The following is a 22,057-nucleotide window of genomic DNA, read 5'->3' on the forward strand; positions in this document are numbered from 1 at the left end:
GTCGCGGTAGCCCTCGTGCAGAGCGGTCCCTCGGGACCGCGTCGGCGCCGGCGGAATTCACCTCCCGCCGGCTCCGTTGGTAGCCATCGCGAATGGCTATGGCGCAGATCACATCATGCAACGCCGTGTCGCTGCCATCGATAGTCCTTCCAGTTCGAGCGGTCGGACCTGCCGTGCGCGGCTATGCTGTGCCGGTTCGTCCGGCTGCGCAGGCTCTGTCGGCTCGAGCTGGTCGAAGATCTTCGACGCGTGTGGATTGCTGTATCTGTGAGGTGAACAACTGTATGGAAACTGCCCGCAGATCAGCTCGTGGTAGTCGGCGACGCCGTTCCGGCAGCCCGTTCTTCGGCCAATTGCTCACCGCCGCGGTCGAATCCTCCGCCACCGCCGTCGCCGTCAGCTTCAACCCCACCGGGGATCCCGCGGACCTGGTCGAGCTCACCTACCGCGAACTCGACGAGCGGTCCTCGCAGGTCGCTCGCGAGCTGATCGCGCTGGGCGTGGGTCCCGGCGACGTGGTGGCCATGGCCATCGCGCGCTCGGTGGAATCGGTGCTCGCGGTGTGGGCCATCGTGAAGACCGGCGCGGCCTACCTGCCGGTGGACCCCACCTATCCGGCCGACCGGATCGAGCACATGCTCACCGACTCCGGCGCGAAATTCGGCGTCACCGTGGCCGCCCACCGCCGCGGTCTCGGAACCACCGCCTACTGGGTCGAACTCGACGATCCGGCCCGCGCCGAACGCATCGCCGCCCGGCCCTCGCACCCCATCTCCTACGCCGACCGCACCCGGCCGCTGACCGAACAGCACCTGGCCTACGTCATCTACACCTCCGGATCCACCGGCAAGCCCAAAGGCGTGGCCATCGACCACGCCGGCCTGGCCGTGCTGGCCGCCCGCCGGGAACACCGTGGCATCACCGAGGATTCACGGCTCACCCAGCTCATCACCCCCAGCTTCGACTTCTCCATCGTCGAACTGCTGTGGGCGTTCAGCGCGGGCGCGACCCTGGTGGTGGTGCCGCCGCACGTGTTCGGCGGACCGGAACTGACCGAACTGCTACGCCGCGAACGCATCACCCACCTCTGCATCACCCCGGCCGTGCTGGAATCGCTGGATCCGGCGGTGCCGCAGGACCTGCAGGCCGTCATGTGCGGTGGCGAGCGGGTGCCGTCCGCGCTGGTGGACCGCTGGGTCACCCCCGACCGCGAGTTCTTCATCGAGTACGGCCCGAGCGAGGTCACCGCCATCGCCACCGCCACCGACGCGCTGCAGCCCGGCGGCGGCACCCACATCGGCTCGCTGCTCCCCGGCATCGGCGCGTACGTGCTGGACGCGGGCCTGCGGCCGGTGCCGCCCGGCGTGATCGGCGAACTGTATCTGGCGGGTCAGGCGCTGGCCATGGGCTACCTGAACCGGCCCGGGCAGACCTCGGAACGCTTCGTCGCGAGCCCCTACGGCGAACCCGGGCAACGGCTCTACCGCACCGGCGACCTGGTCCGCCGCCGCGAGGACGGGACCTTCGAACACCACGGCCGCACCGACTTCCAGGTCAAGATCCGCGGCCTGCGCATCGAACTCGGGGAGATCGACAGCGCGGTGACCGCGCACCCGGACGTCGACTTCGCCGTCACCCTCGGCACCACCCTGCCGACCGGCGCCGCCGCCCTCGTCACCTACGTGCTCCCCACCCCCGGCGCGACCGTGGACGTCGCGGCCCTGACGGCCTTCGCGGGAGAATCGCTGCCCGCCTACATGGTTCCCGCGGCCATCGTCGCCCTCGACGAGATCCCGCTGACCCCGGTCGGCAAGGTCGACCGCACCCGCCTGCCCGCACCGGTCTTCGCCGCCCGCGCCTTCCGGGCCCCGGCCACACCCGCGGAACAGGCCATCGCCGAGATCTTCTCGGGCCTGCTCACCCCGCCCGGCGCCGACCCGGTGCGGGTCGGCGCCGACGACGACTTCTTCGAACTCGGCGGCAATTCGCTGCTGGCCGCGCAGGCCGTGGCCCGCATCGGGAACGCGCTCGACGCGCGGGTGCCGGTGCGGGTGCTGTTCGACGCCTCCACGGTGTCCGCGCTGGCCCGGCTGGTCGAGGACGAACTCACCACCGGGAACGCCGCGCCCGCACTGGTCGCCGGGCCGCGCCCGGACCGGGTGCCGCTGTCCTACGCGCAGCAGCGCATGTGGTTCCTCAACCGGTTCGATCCGGCCGGCGCGGTCGACAATGTCCCGCTCGCGGTCCGGCTGTCCGGCGCGCTCGACCTGGACGCCATCCGCGCCGCGGCCCGGGACCTGGTGGAACGGCACGAAGTGCTGCGCACCATCTACCCGGAGGTCGACGGCGAGGGCTACCAGCAGGTGCTGGCCCGCACCGATTCCCGTGCGATCCCGGCACTTCCGATCGACGACATCGACCTCGCCGACCTGACCGCGCGGGTCATGGAACTCGGCGGCACCGGCTTCGACGTCACCGCCGAACCGCCCCTGCGACTGCGCGTACTGCGGCTGGGACCGGACGAGCACGTCCTGGTCTGCGTGGTCCACCACATCGCCGCCGACGGGTTCTCCATGGGACCGCTGGTGCGGGACCTGGTGACCGCCTACGTCTCCCGCAGCTCCGGCGACGCGCCGCGGTGGCAGCCGCTGCCGGTCCAGTACGCCGACTACACGCTCTGGCAGCGGGCCGCGCTCGGCAGCGAGGACGACGAAAGCTCGGCCATCGCACGGCAGCTCGCGTTCTGGCGCGACACCCTCGCCGAACTGCCCGACGAACTGGTGCTGCCCGCGGACCGCCCGCGCCCGCCGGTCGCGTCCTATCGCGGCGGCACCTTCCGCTTCGAGCTGGCCGACGACGTGTACGCGGGCGTGCGGCGACTGGCCCGCGCCCACAACGGCACCACCTTCATGGTCGTGCACGCGGCGCTCGCGGTGCTGCTGGCCCGGCTGTCCGGCACCCGCGACATCGCCGTGGGCACCCCGGTCGCGGGCCGCGGCGACGCCGAACTCGACGACCTCATCGGCATGTTCGTCAACACCCTGGTGCTGCGCACCGACGTCGACCCGGCGCTCGGCTTCACCGAATTGCTGGGCCGGGTCCGCGAATCCGACCTGCGCGCCTTCGGCAATGCCGACGTGCCCTTCGAACGACTGGTGGACCTGCTCGAACCGGCCCGCTCGCAGGCCCGCAACCCGCTGTTCCAGGTCATGCTGTCGTTCCAGAACCTGGCGCCCGCCGACCTGCGCCTGCCCGGCCTGACCGTCTCCGGCGCGGACCTCGAGGTGCCGTTCGCCAAATTCGACCTGCAACTGACCGTGCAGGAACGGGTCGACGAACACGGCGACGGCACCGGTATGGCGGCCGAATTCTCCTACGCGCTGGACCTGTTCGACGAGGCCACCGTCGCCTCCTTCGCGCGCCGGTTCGCCCGCGTGCTCGAGCTGGTGGGCGGCGACCCCACCGGCCCGGTGGGCGACCTGGCCCTGCTGTCGGAGGAGGAACAGCGCCGGGTCCTCACCGACTGGAACGCCACCGGCTGCGATGTGGTCGCGGCCGTCGGCCTGCCGCGCGGCAGCGCGCCGACCCTGGTCTCGATGTTCGAGGCGCAGGTGGCGAGTACCCCCGATGCCGTGGCGCTCGTGTTCGAGCACGAACGCCTCACCTACCGCGAGCTCGCCCAGCGCGCCCGCCGCCTCGCCCGCGAACTGGTGGACGAGTACGGCGTCGGACCGGAAACCCTGGTCGCCCTGGCCATCCGGCGCTCCACCGAACTGGTGGTGGCCATGTACGCCATCGTCGAGGCGGGCGCGGCCTACGTGCCGCTGGATCCCGAACAGCCGCACGATCGCATCGCGCACATTCTCGACACCGCCCGACCGCGCCTGGTGCTCACCACCCGCGCCGACCAATTCGACGGCGGGGACGGCAGGTCCACCGTGCTGGTCGAGGACGCCGAGGAACAGGCGCGGCATCGCTCGGCCGAACCGATCGGCGAGTTCGACCGGGTCCGACCCCTGCGGCCCGCACATCCCGCCTACGTCATCTTCACCTCGGGGTCGACCGGTCGCCCCAAGGGTGTGGCGGTGAGCCACGCGGCGATCGTCAACCGCCTGGTCTGGATGCAGGCGCAGTACCGGCTGACCTACACCGACGTGGTGCTGCAGAAGACCCCGGCCACCTTCGACGTGTCGGTGTGGGAGTTCTTCTGGCCGTTGCAGACCGGCGCGCGCCTGGTCGTCGCCCGGCCCGACGGGCACCGGGACCCCATGTACCTGGCCGAGGTGATCGCCGAACAAGGCGTCACCACGGCGCATTTCGTGCCGTCCATGCTGACCGTGTTTCTCTCGTCGCTGGGGGAGAACGAGACCTCCGGCGCCGCGAACCCGCCCGGAGCGGAGCGCAGGGCGATCAAGCTCCGTCAGGTGTTCGCCTCCGGCGAGGCGCTGCCCGCGCCCACCGCGCAGCGACTACGGGAGCTCACCGGTGCGCGACTACACAACCTGTACGGTCCGACCGAGGCGGCGGTCGACGTCACCTATCACGAAGTGACCGATGCCGACACGGTGTCGGTGCCGATCGGGCGGCCAGTCTTCAATACCCGCCTCTACGTGCTGGATTCGCGCTTGCGGCCGGTCGCGCCCGGCGTCGCGGGCGAGCTGTACCTGGCCGGCGACCAGCTGGCCATCGGGTATGTGGCCCGCCCGGACCTGACCGCCGACCGCTTCGTCGCCGACCCCTTCGGCCACGGTGAGCGTATGTACCGCACCGGCGACCTGGTGAAGTGGACCGCCGACGGGGAGATCGAATACCTGGGCCGCACCGACTTCCAGGTGAAACTGCGCGGTCTGCGCATCGAACTGGGGGAGATCGAGGCCGCACTGCTGGCGCAGCCCGGCGTCGCGCAATCGGTCGTGGTGGTGCGGTCCGATGCCGTCACCGGCGACCAGCTGATCGGCTACGTGGTTCGCGAACCCGGCGTCGACGTCGACCCGACGGCAGTGAAAACGGCTGTCGCGCAGCAGCTTCCGGCCTACATGGTGCCGTCCGCGGTCGCCGTGATGGAAGCCTTCCCGCTCAACGCCTCCGGCAAGCTGGACCGCCGGGCGCTGCCCGCCCCGCTGATCCAGCCCCGCCGATTCCGCCCGCCCTCGACCCCGATCGAGGAGATCGTGGCGGGCGTCTTCGCCGACCTGCTCGGCGTCGACGGAGTCGGCGCGGACGACGACTTCTTCGAACTCGGCGGCAACTCGCTCATCGCCACCCGCGCGGTCTCCCGCGTCAACGAGGCCCTCGAGGGCACCGTCACCGTGCGCGAACTCTTCGAGACCCCAACGGTTTCCGGCCTGGCGGCCCGCATCGTTCCGGGCGCGGCGGCGGGCACCCGGCCCGCGCTGGTGGCGGGGGAGCGGCCCGCCCGCATCCCGCTGTCACTGGCCCAGCAGCGCATGTGGGTGCTCAACCAGCTCGACCCGGAGTCGGCGGCCTACAACATCCCCATGGTCATCCGGCTGACCGGCGCACTCGATGTCGAGGCGCTGACCCTGGCCGCGGAGGACGTGCTGACCCGGCACGAGATCCTGCGCACCCGCTACCCGGAATCCGAGCCCGGCGGCGCGCCGTACCAGGAGGTGCTCTCGCTCACCGAGGCGCTGCCCGGCGGCCTCGAACTGCGACGCACCGGCGATATCGGCGCGTGCGTCCAACAGCTGGTCGGCACCGGATTCGATGTGGCGCAGCAGGTTCCGGTGCGGCTGCGGCTGCTCGCCGGTGACGCGCCCGACGACTACCTGCTGATCCTGGTCGCCCACCACATCGCGGCCGACGGCGCCTCCTTCGCCCCGCTGGCCCGCGACCTGATGACCGCCTACCTGTCCCGCGCCGAGGGCGAAACCCCCGGCTGGACCCCGCTGCCCGTGCAGTACGCCGATTTCGCGCTCTGGCAGCGCGCCATGATCGGCGTCGACACCGACGAGAACTCCGTCGCGGCAGCGCAATTGGCGTACTGGCGTGAACAGCTCGCGGATCTGCCGGTGCGGCCGCCGCTGGCGCTGGACCGGCCCCGCCCGGCCGCGCCGTCCATGCGGGGCGCGCTGGTCGACTACGTGGTGCCCGCCGAGATCCACGCCGAACTGAATCGCATCGCGCGCCGCCACAACGCGTCGCTGTTCATGGTCATGCACGCGGCCCTCGCCGTACTGCTGGCCCGGCAGTCGGGCAGCTCGGACATCGTGATCGGCACCGCGGTCGCGGGCCGCGGCGAACGGGTGCTCGACGGTTTGGTCGGCATGTTCGTCAACACCCTCACCCTGCGCACCGCCGTGGACCCCGGCGCCTCCTTCGACGACCTGGTCGCCGCGGCGCGCGAAACCGATCTGTCGGCCTTCGCGCACGCGGACCTGCCCTACGAGCGGGTGGTGGAGGCGGTCGCGCCGGGCGCGGGTCCGCTGCTGCAAGTGGTGCTGGCCCTGCAGAACAACGAGGTCGCCGAACTCGAACTGCCGGGGCTGACCGTCTCCGCCGTGGACGCCGACCTGACCGCCGCCAAGTTCGATCTGCAGATCGGCGTCGAGGCGCACCCGCCCGCCGCCGACGGCACCCCCGGCGATCTGGCCGTCGTCTTCTCCTACGCCACCGACCTTTTCGACGAGTCGACCATCGAGGCGCTGGGCGCGCGACTGCTGCGGGTGCTGGCCGCCGTAGCCGCCGACTCGCACATGCCGGTCGGCGATATCGATCTGCTGGACTCGGCCGAACGCTCCCGCGTCCAGGCCGCGCCCGCCCCCGTGCCGGTGGTCACCACCACCGCCCACGGCGCCGCGCTGCCGCAGTCGCTGTCGGTCACGGTCGAGGACGATCCGGACGGCCCGGCCCTGGTTCACGGCGACGAATCCGTCACCTACCAGGACCTCGACGCCCGTTCCTCCCGGCTGGCCCGCGTCCTCATCGGGCGCGGCTGCGGGCCGGGCACGGGCGTGGGCCTGCGCCTGGACCGCGGTGTCGACCTGGCCGTGGCCACCTGGGCGGTGCTCAAGGCCGGTGCCGCCGCGGTGCCGCTGGCCTCCCTCGACCGGCTGCCCCCGGCCGGACTGGATATGAAGGTCGGTCTCACCACCGGGACGCCCATGGCGGTCTCCGGCATCGACTGGCTGGCCCTCGACGATCCGGGTGTGGCCGCCGAGATCGCCGCCGAATCCGCGCGGCCGGTCACCTACGCGCACCGCACCCGCGCCCTGCGCGGCGACGACACCGCCTTCGCCGCCCCCGGGCGGGCCTCCCTGGGCTACGACGCGGTGGCGGCCCTGGTGGACCGGATTCGCGGCGAGTCGGAGCTGACCTTCGAATCCCGCACCTTCCGGACGGGCGCGGTGGACCACCCCTTCGCACTGCTGGAGGTGATCGCCGCTGGCGGTGTCGGGGCCTCGATGGTGCTGGCCGGGCCGGGCGCCGACCTGACCGGGACGCTCGCCGACGAATGGGTCACCCACCTGTTCGCCGAACGCGACGGCGTCGGCCGGGTGGACCCCGCCGAGCTGGAGGATCTGCGGGCCCTGGTGGTGGACGCGCTCCCGGTCCCTTCGCAGTGGTCCGGTCACACCGTGATCGCCCTTCCCGGGGCGGGTGGGGTGTGCTGACCACGGGTTGACCTCCCGGAGTGGCTCTCCCGCCCGCCGGGCTGAATACTCTGGGGAAGCCCCGCGTGAACCCGCCGTCTCCGAGGGCGGCGAACCGCCCTGCCACCGGCAGGGCGGAGTAACGCGGTCTACGTGGATCCGATGAAGTTTGTCGGTGCACGCGGCGGTAGAGCAACACGGACAGGATGAGGACAAGCTGCATGATTCGGGTGGTCGGGGACCGGAAGAACGAGCTCGTGGCGGTGCAGGCATGACCCGCACGGCTCGCGTACGCCCGACCCGGACCCGCCGCGGACCGCACGTCCCTACCCTGCCGCAACTCATGGCCACCGCCGTGGAGGCCAACCCGGGCGGCACCGCCGTCGTCCTGGCCGACGCCGACGCCGCCCTGGCGCGTCTCGGCTACGGCGAACTCGACGAACGCTCCAACCGGTTGGCCCGGCTGCTCATCGCGCGCGGCATCGGCCCGGAGGATCTGGTCGCGGTCGGCATCCGCCGCTCGGTGGAGTCCGTCGTCGCGGTCTGGGCGGTCGCCAAGACCGGCGCCGGTTTCGTGCCCGTCGACCCCAGCTACCCGGCCGACCGCGTGCTGCACATGGTCACCGACTCCGGCGCGGTCCTCGGCCTGACCGTCGCCGACACCCGCTCCACGCTGCCCGCCGCCGTGCCGTGGCTCGACATCGACACCGACGAGTTCCTGGCCGCCGCGAACACCTACTCGGCCGAACCGGTCACCAATGCCGACCGGGTGCGCCCGCTGCGCGCCGAGCACACCGCCTACGCCATCTACACCTCCGGTTCCACCGGGCTGCCCAAGGGCGTCGTGGTCACCCACACCGGCCTGGCCGCGCTCACCGCGGAGATGCGGGAACGCTTCGGCATCGGCGCGGAGTCGCGGGTGCTGCACGTGGCCACCCCGTCGTTCGACGCCTCCATCATGGAACTGCTGATGGCCGTGGGCGCGGCGGCGACCCTGGTGGTCACCGTGCCCGACGTGTACGGCGGCCCGGAGCTGGGCGCGCTGATCGCCCGCGAGGGCGTCACGCACGGCCTGATCACGCCGTCCGTGCTGGCCTCGCTGGATCCCGAGCAGCTGACGGGCATGGAGTCCATCGTCGGCGGCGGCGAGGCGGTGTCGCCGGAGCTGGTGCGCCGATGGTCGACGGGCCCGTCGGGCAACCGCCGGTTCTTCAACGCCTACGGCCCCACCGAGGCCACCATCGCCACCAATATCTCCGATCCGCTGGCGGCGGACCGGACGGTCACCATCGGTGCGGCGATCCGTGGCGCCACCGCGCATGTGCTGGACGAGCGGCTGCGGCCGGTCCCGGCCGGAGCGCCCGGTGAGCTGTACATCGCGGGCGCGCTGCTGGCCCGCGGCTATCACGCCCGCCCCGAACTGACCTCATCCCGCTTCGTGGCGAATCCGTTCGAGGCAAACGGTTCCCGGCTCTACCGTACCGGCGACCTGGTGCGCGCCAACGCCGCCGGTGAACTGGAGTACCTGGGCCGCAACGACTTCCAGGTCAAGATCCGCGGCCTGCGCATCGAACTCGGCGAGATCGACGCCGTGCTGGCGGGCGACGATTCGGTCGACTTCGCGGTGACCATCGGCCACGAGGTGAACGGGCGCGCCACCGCGCTGGTCTCGTACGTGCATGCCGCACCGGGCTATTCGATCGACACCCCGCAACTGTCCGAGCTGGCGGAACGGGCGCTGCCCGCGCACATGGTGCCCGCCGCCATCATGGAGCTCGACGAGATCCCGCTGACCCCCGCGGGCAAGCTGGACCGCCGCGCGCTGCCCGAACCGCAGCTCGAGATCGGCGAGTACCGCGCGCCGGAGACCCCCGCGCAGCAGGCGGTGGCCGAGGTCATCGCCGAGGTGCTGCGCCTGGACCGGGTCGGGCTCGACGACGACTTCTTCAGCCTCGGCGTGGATTCCATCACCGCCATCCAGATCGTGTCCCGGGCGCGTGCCCGCGGCCTGGGCTTCAAGCCGCGCGAGATGTTCGCCGCCCGCACCGTGGCCGCCCTGGCCGAGGTCGCGGTGCCGGTCGAGAACGCCACCGCCACCGAGGAACTCGCGACCGGCCCGCTGGTCGAGCTGGACCCGGCCGACGAGGCACGGCTGCGCGAGCAGTACCCGAACCTGTCCGAGGTGTGGCCGCTGACGCCGCTGCAGTCCGGCATGCTGTTCCACGCCCGCCTGGCCGAATCCTCGGTCGACGCCTACATGGTGCAGTTCGCCCTCGACGTGGCCGGTGAGATCGACGTGGCGCGCGTGCACGCCGCCGCCCGCGCCATGCTGGAACGGCACGTCAACCTGCGGGCCGTCTTCGCCGAGGACGGCGCGGGCAATCCGCTGCAGGTCATCCTCGACGACGTCGAACTGCCCTGGCAGTACCTGGATCTCAGCGACCGCGAACCCGCCGAGGCGCTGGCCGAGACCGACCGGCTGATGGCCTTCGACGTGGCCCGCCACTTCGACATGGGCGCGGGCCCGCTGCTGCGCATCACGCTGTTCCGGACCGCCGCTGACCGCTACCGGGTGTGCGTCACCAGCCATCACATCCTCATCGACGGCTGGTCCATGCCGCTGCTGGTGCAGGACATGCTGCTGCTCTACGCGGCCGACGGCGACGCCTCCCGGATCCCCGCGGTGCGTCCCTACCGCGACTACCTGGCCTGGCTGGCCGCCCGCGACCACGGCGCGGCGCGCGAGGCCTGGCGCGAGACCCTCGCCGGATTCGATGACCCGACCCCGCTGGCGGCGGTCGACCCCTCCCGCGAGATCACCTCCGGCATCGGCGAAATCACCTTCACGCTGTCCGAGACCGACACCGCGACCCTGACCAAGGTGGCCCACGACGCGGGCGTCACGCTCAATACCGTCGTGCAGGCCGCGTGGGGTCTGCTCATCGGCCGCAGCACCGACCGCGACGACGTGGTCTTCGGCGCCACCGTCTCCGGCCGTCCGCCGCAGCTGGCGGGCATCGAGACCATGATCGGCCTGTTCCTCAACGCCATTCCGGTGCGGGTGCGGCTGCACGCGGGCGACACCCTCGCGCAGGTGCTGCGGTCGCTGCAGGACGAGCAGGCCGCCCTGCTCGACCACCACTACGTCGGGCTGGGCGAGATCCAGGAGATCGCGGGCGTCGACGGGCTTTTCGACTCCATCGTGGTGTTCGCCTCGTTCCCGGTCGACGAGGAGTCGCTCGACGACGCCGCCGCGCCCATCGACGGCGCGGGCATCCTCGGCGCGTCCGCGACCAACGGCACCCACTACCCGCTCACCGTCATGGTGCAGCCGCGCGGCAAGGGCCTCGGCTTCGGCGTGAAGTACCTGCGCGACCTCTTCGACGAGGACGCCGCGCAGGCCATCGCCGACCGGCTCGCGGCGCTGCTCGGCCGCATCGCCGCCGATCCGCGGGCCCGCGTGGCCGAGATCGACGCGCTGCTCGACGGCGAACGGCGCGCGCTGGCCGAGGTCAACGCCACCGAAGTGCCCGAGCTGCAGGACGATTCGACGCTGCTCACCCTGTTCGACGCCCAGGTGGCCCGGACGCCCGACGCCCCCGCCGTCGTCTTCGACCGCATCAGCCTCACCTACGCCGAGCTCGACGCCCGGTCCCGTCGCCTGGCGCAGGAGCTCACCCTGCGCGGTGTCGGCGCGGAATCCCGGGTGGCCGTGGCCATGCGGCGCAGCATCGACCTGGTCGTGGCCGTCTACGCGGTGCTGCGGTCCGGCGGCGCGTACGTGCCGGTCGACCCCGATCATCCGGCCGAGCGCAACGAGTATGTGCTGGCCGGATCCGCGCCGGTGTGCGTGCTCACCCGCGCCGCCGACGACTTCGAAACCGCTTCCGGCGTCCCGCTGTTCTTCGTGGACGCGCTCGCGGGCGCGGACCAGTTCGTCGAGGTGGCCCCCGCTCCGGTGCGCCCGGACAATACCGCCTACGTCATCTACACCTCCGGCTCCACCGGCCGCCCCAAGGGTGTGGTGATCACGCACCGGCAGATGGCCAACCAGTTCCGCTGGTCGCAGCGCACCTACCCGCACCGTCCCGGCGACGTGGTGCTGCACAAGACGCCGATCACCTTCGACATCTCCACCTGGGAGCTGTTCTGGCCCTTGCAGACCGGCGCGACCGTGGTCGTCGCCGAGCCGGACGGGCACCGCGACCCGGCCTACATCGCGCGCGTGATCGACGAATACGCGGTCACCTCCGTGCATTTCGTGCCGTCCATGCTCGACGCGTACCTCGACGGCGCGGCTCGGCGGCACCCCTCGCTGCGCTGGGTGTTCGCCGCCGGTGAGGCGCTGTCCGCCGAGAGCGCCGCGAAATTCGCTGCGGCGCTGCCGGACACGAAGCTGGTGAACTGGTACGGCCCCGCCGAGGCCACCGTGGTCACCGCCCATCCGGCCGAGCGCACGCACGGCGTCGCGGTGCCGATCGGTGGCCCCGTCGCCAACACCCGGGTCCTGGTGCTGGACCGGCAGCTGCGCCCCGTGCCGTTCGGCGCGGCCGGCGAACTGTATGTCGCCGGTGTGCAATTGGCGCGCGGCTACCTCGGCGCGCCCGCGCTGACCGCCGAACGCTTCGTCGCCCACGAGGGCGGGCAGCGGCTCTACCGCACCGGCGACGTGGTCCGCTGGGTGCCGTCCGGCGGTGCTGAGCCCGCCGGCTCGGCCGGCACCGCTGAGCTCGCCGGCTCGGCCGGCACCGGCCACGCCCTGGAATACCTGGGCCGCAGCGACTTCCAGATCAAGCTGCGCGGCCAGCGCATCGAACTCGGCGAGATCGAGACCGTGCTGCTCGGCCACCCCGCCGTGCACCGCGCCGCCGTCTCCCTGGTGCGCGGGGAGACCGGCGACCGCCTGGTCGGCTACGTCGTTCTCGAGGACGACGCGCAGGTGACCGATACCGACCTGCTCGCCCACACCCGCGAATCCGTGCCCTCCTACATGGTGCCCTCGGCCGTGGTGCGCCTGGAGGCCATGCCGCTCAACGCCTCCGGCAAGCTCGACCGCAAGGCGCTGCCGGTGCCGCAGTTCCAGGCCCGCGAATACCGCGAGCCCGCCACGGCCGCCGAGCAGACGGTGGCCGAGATCTTCGCGACCGTGCTGCGCGCCGACCGCGTCGGCGCCGACGACGACTTCTTCCAGCTCGGCGGCAACTCGCTCAACGCCACCCAGGTGGTGGCCCGCCTGGGCGCGGCCATCGGCGCCCGGGTCCCGGTCCGCGCCCTGTTCGAGCACCCGACCGTCGCCGAACTCGCGAATTCCCTGGACGCGCTGGCCGATTCGGCCGTCGCCGGCACCGCTCCGCTGCGGCCCATGCCGCGCCCGGAGCTGATCCCGCTGTCCTACGCGCAGCAGCGCATGTGGTTCCTCAACCGGCTCGACCCGGAGGCCGCCACCTACAACTTGCCCACCGCGCTGCGCGTCACCGGCCCACTGGACGTGCCCGCGCTGCGCGACGCCGTGGCCGACCTGGTGGCCCGGCACGAGGTGCTGCGCACCTACTACCCCGAGCACGACGGCGTCGGCCACCAGCTGATCCTGGCCATCGACGCGCCCGACGCCATGCCGTCGCTGCCGGTCGTGCAGGTCACCGAAGCCGATGTGGCCCAGGTGGTCTCGGAGGCCGCGTTCGCGCCGTTCGACGTGACCGTCGCGCCGCCGCTGCGGCTGCGCCTGCTGCGTCTGAGTGACGACGACCACGTGCTGGTGTGCGTGGTCCACCACATCGCCGGTGACGGCTTCTCCGGCGGCCCGCTCACCCGCGACCTGATGACCGCCTACTTCGGCCGCATGCGGGGCCGCGAGCCGGAGTGGTCGCCGCTGCCGGTGCAGTACGCGGACTTCGCGCTGTGGCAGCGCGAGAGCCTCGGCGACGAGCACGATCCCGCCTCGCCGCTGGCCCGCCAGTTCGACTTCTGGCGTGACACCCTCGCCGGACTGCCCGACCAGCTGGAACTGCCCACCGACCGGCCCCGCCCGGTGGTGGCCTCCGGCCGCGGCGCGGTGCACGTCTTCGATATCGATCCGCACGTGCACGCCGCCCTGAACCGGGTCGCGCAGCAGCACAACACGACCCTGTTCATGGTGCTGCACGCCGCCTTCGCGGTGCTACTGGCACGCGTGTCGGGCACCCGCGACATCGCCATCGGCGCGCCCATCGCGGGCCGCGGCGAGGCCGCCCTGGACGAGCTCATCGGCATGTTCGTCAACACCCTGGTGCTGCGTACCGAGATCGACCCGAACGCCGGTTTCGCCGAATTGCTGACCGCGGTCCGCCGCACCGACCTGGCCGCCTTCGAGCACGCAGACGCGCCGTTCGAACGCATCGTGGAACTGCTCGATCCGCCGCGCTCGCAGGCCCGGCACCCGCTGTTCCAGGTGTCGATGACGCTGCAGAACATGACCCCGGCGGTGTTCGAGCTGCCCGGCGTCACCGTCTCCGACGTCGACCTGACCGTGCCGGTCGCCAAGTTCGACCTGGACCTCACCCTGGTCGAGCGCACCTCCACCGACGGTGTGGCGCAGGGTATCTCGGCCGCGTTCACCTACGCGACCGACCTGTTCGACGCCGACACCATGGACCGCCTGGCCGAGCGACTGCGCCGCACCCTGGTCGCCGCCGCCACCCACCCCGAACGCGCCGTCGGCGACTTCGACCTGCTGGCCGTGGACGAACGCCAGCGGGTGATGACGGACTGGAACGCCACCGCCGTCGATCTCACGGCCGGGCAGCACGCCTGGAGCTCCACGCTGCTCTCGCAGTTCGAGACCCAGACCCTGCGCACCCCCGACGCGATCGCGATCGACAGTGGCGGCGAGCGGGTCACCTACGGCGAGTTCGCGGCCCGCGTGCACCGCCTGGCGCGCCGCCTGATCGCCGAGGGCGTCGGCCCGGAAACGCTGGTGGCCCTGCACATCCGGCGTTCGCTGGACTTCGTCACCGCCGCCTACGCGGTGCTGTCGGCGGGCGGCGCGTACGTGCCCCTGGACCCGGACCAGCCCGCCGAACGGGTCGCCCACGTACTCGACACCGCCGACCCGGTGTGCGTGCTCACCACCTCGCGCGACAGCTTCGACGCCGGCGAGCGCCGCGTGCTCGAGGTCGACACCGCGATCCTGGCCGGCTACGCCGAATACCCGGTCACCGACGGGGAACGCCGGGCGCCGCTGCGGCCCGAGCACACCGCGTACGTCATCTTCACCTCCGGCTCCACCGGCCGCCCCAAGGGCGTCGCGGTGCCGCACGCCGCCGCGGTGAACCAGATCCGCTGGATCACCGGCGAATACGGGATCGGCCGCGACGACGTGGTGCTGTTCAAGACCCCGGCCACCTTCGACGTCTCGGTGTGGGAACTGTTCGCCCCCTTGGCCACCGGCGGCCGCATGATCGTCGCCACCCCCGACGGCCACCGCGACCCGCAGTACCTGGCCGACGTCATCGCCGCCCACAACGTCACCATCACCTCGTTCGTGCCGTCCATGCTGCGGATGTTCGCCGCCACCGCCGACCCGCAGCGGATCGGTTCGCTGCGTGCGCTGCTGGTGGCCGGTGAGGCCTTCACCTCCGACGCCGTGGACGCCTTCCGCGCGATCAGCCCGGCCGCCCTGCACAACCTGTACGGGCCCACCGAATTCACCGTGCACGCCACCGCCGCGCCCGTCCGCGCCGACGTGGCCGGGGCCGTGCCGATCGGCGGTCCGGTCTGGAACGCCCGCGCCTACGTGCTCGACGCGCGCCTGCACCCGGTCGCCCCCGGCCTGGTGGGCGAGCTGTACCTGGCGGGCGCGCAGCTGGCGCGCGGCTACGTCGGCCGCCCCGACCTGAGCGCGGAACGCTTCGTGGCCAGCCCCTTCGGCCGCGGCGAGCGCATGTACCGCACCGGCGACCTGGTGAAGTGGAACGCCGACGGCGACCTGGTCTACCTGGGCCGCAGCGACTTCCAGGTGAAGCTGCGCGGCCTGCGCATCGAACTCGGCGAGATCGAGGCCGCCCTCACCGCGCACGACTCCGTGGACCAGGCCGTGGTGGTGCTGCACTCCTCCGAGCACACCGGCGACATGCTGGCCGCCTACGTGGTGCCCGCCGCCGGCGGCGCCATCGATCAGGACGCGCTGCGGGCCCACCTGGCCGCCCGGCTGCCGTCCTACATGGTGCCCGCCGCCACAGTGGTGCTCGACGCCATGCCGGTCAACGCCAACGGCAAACTGGACCGGAAGGCCCTGCCCGCACCGGAATTCGAGGCGCGCGAGTTCCGCGCCCCCGTCTCCACGGTCGAGCTGGCCGTCGCGGCGGTCTTCGCCGAGACCCTCGGACTGGACCGGCCCGTCGGCCTCGACGACGACTTCTTCGCCCTCGGCGGCAACTCGCTGGTCGCCACCCAGGTGGTGGCCCGCATCAACACCGCGCTCGAATCCGGGCTCGGGGTGCGCGACCTGTTCGAGGCCACCACCGTCGACGAACTGGCCCGGCGCGTACTGACCGGCAGCGGCGGCCGTCGCCGTCCGCCGCTGGTCGCGGGCCCGCGACCGGAGCTGGTGCCGCTCTCGCTGGCCCAGCAGCGGATGTGGTTCCTCAACCAGTTCGACACCGCCGCAACCGCTTACAACCTGCCGATGGCCCTGCGCCTGGACGGCGAACTGAACGTCGAGGCGCTGCGCCAGGCCGTCGCGGACCTGGTGGCCCGTCACGAGACCCTGCGCACCGTGTACCCGCAGCGCGGGGGAGCGGCCCACCAGGTCGTGCTGCCCGCCGAGCAGGCGGTGCCGGAGCTCACCGCCGAGCCCGCCGCGGCCGCCGACCTGCCCGAGCTGATCGGCACACTGCTGGCCACCGGCTTCGACGTCACCCGCGAGATCCCGCTGCGCGTCCGCCTTTTCGAGGTGGAACCCGCCGTGCACGTGATCGTGCTGGTCGCCCACCACATCAGCGCCGACGGCTGGTCCATGGGCCCGCTGGCCCGCGACCTGATGACCGCCTACATCGCGCGCTCGGCCGGGGCCGCGCCCGCGTGGACCCCGCTCACCGTCCAGTACGCCGACTACAGCCTGTGGCAGCGCACCGTCCTCGGCTCGGAAACCGATGAGCAGAGCCTGATCTCGGAGCAGGCCGCCCACTGGCGCACCGCGCTGGCCGGGCTGCCCGACGAGCTCAACCTGCCCGCCGACCACCCGCGCCCGCCGGTGTCCAGCTTCCGCGGCGGCCTGGTGCCTTTCCACATCGACGCCGAACTCCAGCAGGGTCTGGCGCGCATCGCCCGCGAGCAGAACGCCACCCTGTTCATGGTCGTGCACTCCGCGCTGGCCCTGTTCCTGGCGCGCCTGTCCGGCACCGACGACATCGCCATCGGCACGCCCGTCGCGGGCCGCGGCGAGGCCGCCCTCGACGACGTCATCGGCATGTTCGTCAACACCCTGGTGCTGCGCTCGCACGTGGACGGCGGACTCCGCTTCCACGAACTGCTCGCCGCCACCAAGGAAGCCGACCTGCAGGCCTTCGCGCACGCGGACCTGCCGTTCGAGCGGCTGGTCGAGGTGCTCAACCCCGAGCGGTCCACCGCCCGCAACCCGCTGTTCCAGGTCATGCTGGCCTTCCAGAACACCCCCGACAGCGACTTCGAGCTGCCCGGACTGCGGATCAGCGCCCTGGACTCCGGGATCCAGACCTCCCAGTTCGACCTGTCGCTGACCGTCCGCGAAGGCGACGCGGACAGCGGCCTGCACGCCGTGTTCACCTACGCGCGCGACCTTTTCGAACAGCGCACCGTGGAAGTGTTCGCGGAGCGCTTCGTCCGGCTGCTCGAGGCCATCGTGGACCGGCCCGTCACCGCCATCGGCGACCTGCCGCTGCTCGACGCCGACGAGTACGAACTGCTCACCCACGTGCACGGCGACGAGGTGATGGCCACCGCGCTGCTGCCCGAGCTGCTCACCCGCGGCGTCGCCCTGGGTCGCGACCGCGTCGCCATCCGCTACCGCGGGCACTCCATCAGTTACGGCGAACTCGACGACTACTCCTCGCAGCTGGCCCGGGTGCTCATCCGGCACGGCGTCGGCCCGGAGAAGCTGGTCGCCGTGGCCTTCCCGCGCTCGTTCGAGATGGTGGCCGCGGTGCTCGCCATCGCCAAGGCCGGCGGCGCGCACGTGCCCGTCGACCCCGCCTACCCGGCGGACCGGGTGCGGCACATGGTCTCCGACTCCGGCGCCGTCATCGGCATCACCAGCAAGGCCTTCCAGCCCACGCTGCCCGGCGAGGTCGAATGGCTGTGCCTCGACGACGCCGCCACCGACCGCCGGTGCGCGGCCGAGTCCCCGGAACCGGTGACCGACGCCGATCGCGTCGCCCCGATCCGCATGGCCAACCCGGCCTACGTCATCTACACCTCGGGCTCCACCGGAATGCCCAAGGGCGTCACCGTCACCCACGCCGGCCTCGGCGGCCTCAGTGACTACGCGACCGGTCTCTACGACCTCGACGCCGAACACCGGATGCTGCACATCTGCTCGCCCAGCTTCGATCCCTCGGTGCTGGAATGGATCTGCGCGTTCTCCACCGGCGCGACCCTGGTGATCGTGCCCCGCGACATCCTCGGCGGACCCGAACTCGCCGAACTCATGCGCCGCGAGAACGTCACTCACGCGATCATCACCCCCGCGGTGCTGGGCACCGTCGACCCGGCCGGGCAGTCGCAGATGGAAGTGGTGTCGGTCGGCGGCGACGTGACGCCGCCGGAACTGGTGGCCAAGTGGAAGACCGGAAATCGCGTCTACCACAACGCGTACGGCCCCACCGAGACCACCATCATCTCCACCTACGCGCAGCTGGAACCGGGCCGCCACATCACCATCGGCTCCCCGGTGCACGGCATGTCGGCGCTGGTGCTGGACTCCCGCCTGAACCCGGTGCCGCCGGGCGTCGCGGGCGAGCTGTACCTGTCCGGCGGAGCGCTCGCACGCGGCTACCGCAATAGGGCCGCGCTCTCGGCGGAACGGTTCGTCGCGAACCCGTGGGGTGAACCCGGCTCGCGCATGTACCGCACCGGCGACGTGGTCCGCTGGTTCGCCGAACCCGAACTCCGGGACGGCAATCTGGCCGGGACCCGGGTCGGCTGGGAGCTCGACTACGTCGGGCGCTCCGACTTCCAGGTCAAGGTGCGCGGATTCCGCATCGAACTCGGCGAGATCGACGCCGTGCTGGCCACCCACCCGGGGGTCGACTTCGCCGTCACCGTGGGCCGCAAGAACCACGCGGGCGTCACCGTCCTGGTGTCGTACGTGCTGGCCACGCCCGGCCACTCACCCGACCCGGACCTGCTCACCGAGCACGCCGCGCGGACCCTGCCGCCGCACATGGTGCCCGCCGCCATCCTGGTCCTGGACGAACTGCCGCTCACCCCGGTCGGCAAACTGGATCGCAAGGCCCTGCCGGAACCCGAACTGCGCCAAGGCGAATACCGCGCCCCGAGCAGTCCGCTCGAGGAGACGGTGGCCGCCGCCTTCGCCGAGGCCATCGGCCTCGACCGGGTCGGCGCCGACGACGACTTCTTCAGCATCGGCGGCAACTCGCTGCTGGCCACCGGCATCGTCGCCAAGCTGCGCGAGCTCACCGGCGCCGAGGTCCTGGTGTCCTGGTTCTTCACCGAGCCCACGGTGGCCGGGCTCAGCGCCCGCATCGCCGCGGCGCTCGAGGGCGAGCACGACTTCGACGCCGCGGCCGACTCGGCCCTCGGTGTGCTGCTGCCCATCCGGGCCACCGGCACCCGCGTGCCGCTGTTCTGCGCGCCGCCCATGGTCGGCATGGCATGGCCCTACGCCGGACTGTCCCGGTTCCTGCCCGAGGACCAGCCGATCTACGGTCTGCAGTCCCCGGCCCTCACCGCGGACGACTACCGGCCCGAATCGCTGACCGAGGTCGCGCGCACCTACATCGAGGCCATGCGCGAGGTCCAGCCCGAGGGGCCGTACCGGCTGCTCGGCTACTCCCTCGGCGGCGTGCTCGCGCACGCCATCGCCACCGAACTGCGGGCCGCCGGCGACCGGGTCGACCTGCTGGCCGTGCTCGACGCCTACCCGGGCGCCGAATTCGACAGCTTCCGCGAGGATCTGCGCGCGCAGTTCGCGGAATTCGGGGTCGGCGAGGACGCGCTGCCCGCGGGCGATCTGCAGGACCTCAGCGACGAGGCGCTGCACGCCCTGCACGCCGCCATCCCCGCCGAGCTGGCCGTGCTCACCGTGGACCGGCTGCGGCGCATGTACCGCGGCGCGGTCCGCACCGTGGAACTCGGTGCGCGCTACCGGCATTCGGTGCTCGACACCCGGATGGACCTGTTCTCCGCCGAATTCGGCCGCGAGGACGGCGAACCGCACAGCGCCGGGGACTGGCGGCCCTACGTCACCGGTCGCATCGCCGAACACGTTGTCCCGGTGCGGCATCAGCTCATGTGCACCCCGGAGGCGTTCGCCGTCATCGGCCCGCGCCTGGCCGAGCTCATCGAGCGTGCCGACCGTGGCGAAACGCCGGAAACCGCCGAACCCGAGGACAACTCGGCGACGGTGGACAAAGCTGAACCGGTGGAGAGCGCCGAACCGGCGAACAACGCCGACTCGATGAACAACGCCGACGACTGGGCCATCACCCAGGTGCTGCCGATCATCCGGCCCGAGGACCTCGCGCCGCCGGTCAAACTGCACGATCCCGCCGAGCCCGCGCGCTCGGTGGGCTCCGAACCCGATATCGCGTTCGAGCCCGACGCGGCCTTCGAACCCGATGTCGCCGTCGAACCCGATGTCACCGGAGAACCGGACGTCGCGTTCCGGCCGGAGCCGGAGACCGCCGCGCCGCGGTACGACGCGTCGGCGGTCTCGGAATCCGGGCCCACCGCGTCCCGCGACGCCGGTGCGGCGGATCAGCCCGCGACCGAACCGGATTCGGCCACCGACACCCCCGTCGCGCCGAGCGCCGGCCGCCCCGCGGTCCCGGTGTCCGCGGCGTCCGGCCCCGCGCTGAGCGCGGTCGGCGAGGTGTCGCCGCTGCCCGCCGGAGCCATCGGCCTGCTCGAGGTGGAGCCGTCCGGCATCTGGGTCCGGGCCATCACCCTCGACATCGCCGCCGGCATCTCCGGCACCCGCGTGCGCCGTTCGGTCGCCGGTCTCCTGGACCGGCACCCCGGCCTGTGGGCGCGTCTGCGCCGTGACGGCGACACCGTGGCGTTGGACATTCCCGCCGTGCAGCCGCGCGGCGCCGCGGTGGTGTGGCAGATCGACCCGAACGTCGAGGCCGTCGGTGACCCCATCGAGGCCGTGATCCACGCCGCCGCAGCCGAACTCGACCCCGAGCGCGGCTACAACATGCGCTTCGTCCTGCTCGAGAACGGGGCCGCGGGCAGCGACGCCGGCGACCGTCCCGCCGCCGTGCTGGTGGTGGTCGCGAACGGCCTGGTGGTGGACGACGCCTCGTGGCGCACCGTCATCGAGGACCTCACCGCCTCCTGGTCCGGCGGCCACGCCACCCCGCACAGCGCCGACGCGCACCCGCGCGGCGTCGCCCGGTCCCTGGCCGACCGCGCCGTGGACGACGCCACCGTCGACGAATTGGACTGGTGGCGTCAGGCGCTCGCGGGCGTGACCGAGGGCATCTCCCCGGACCTGGTGCTCGGCGAGGCCGACTCCGGCAGCCGCGGGCGGGTCTCGGTGGCCATCACCGGGGAGGGCGCGGCGGCCGTCGACGCCGTCGCCCGCCGCTACCACGCCAGCATCGACGAGGTGCTGCTCGCCGCGCTGGCCGCGACCCTGCTCGACCCGGACTCCGAAACGCTGCGTGACACACTGGGTTCGGTGGTGCGCCTGATCGCCGACGGCCGCGTCCCCGGCGACCGGGACGGGCTGCGCACGGTCGGCGCGTTCAGCACCAGCTACCCGTTCCCGCTCCGGCTCGAGGGTCTGGACCTGGCCGAGGTGCGCTCCGGCGGCCCCGGTGCGGGCTCGGTCATCGAGCAGATCCGGGATTTCGCGCGCGAAGTGCCCTCGCACGGTGTCGGATTCGGGCTGCTGCGGTACCTGAACCCGGACACGGTCGCCGAGATCGCGGTATTGCCGTTGGGCCGCATCGGCTTCCGCTATCGGGATCTGCGTCCCGCCGAGGTCTACCCGGAGCCGGTGGCGGCCGACCTGTACCTGGACGTCACCGTCGACACCAGTCAGGACGGGCTCGTCGCCCGCTTCGACTTCGTCGGCGCGGTATTGACCCTGGACCAGGTCAAGCAGCTGGTCGAGGGCTGGGTGCAGGCGCTGGCCGGACTCGCCGACCACGGTCGCTGAGCGGGTGACGACACAGCGGCCGAACTGTCGACAGCACAGCCGCTGAGCTGGACACAAGCGGAAATCGATGGGCGACGCGCGG

The 22,057-nt window shown here is 72.2% G+C and carries 1 protein-coding gene and 1 pseudogene; both read left to right on the forward strand.

The window, feature by feature from the left end; genetic code table 11:
* Window positions 1–284 precede the first annotated feature (284 nt).
* On the forward strand, window positions 285–7,634 hold the full coding sequence (locus ACQPYY_RS03860) for an amino acid adenylation domain-containing protein (RefSeq protein WP_433592772.1): 7,350 nt from the start codon (window positions 285–287) through the stop codon (window positions 7,632–7,634).
* 322 nt (window positions 7,635–7,956) lie between these two features.
* Window positions 7,957–21,975 (forward strand): annotated as a pseudogene (locus tag ACQPYY_RS03865) (amino acid adenylation domain-containing protein); the annotation flags it as partial.
* Window positions 21,976–22,057: the final 82 nt, after the last annotated feature.

It is taken from the genome of Nocardia sp. CA-145437 (assembly GCF_050956485.1).
Taxonomy (GTDB): Bacteria; Actinomycetota; Actinomycetes; order Mycobacteriales; family Mycobacteriaceae; genus Nocardia.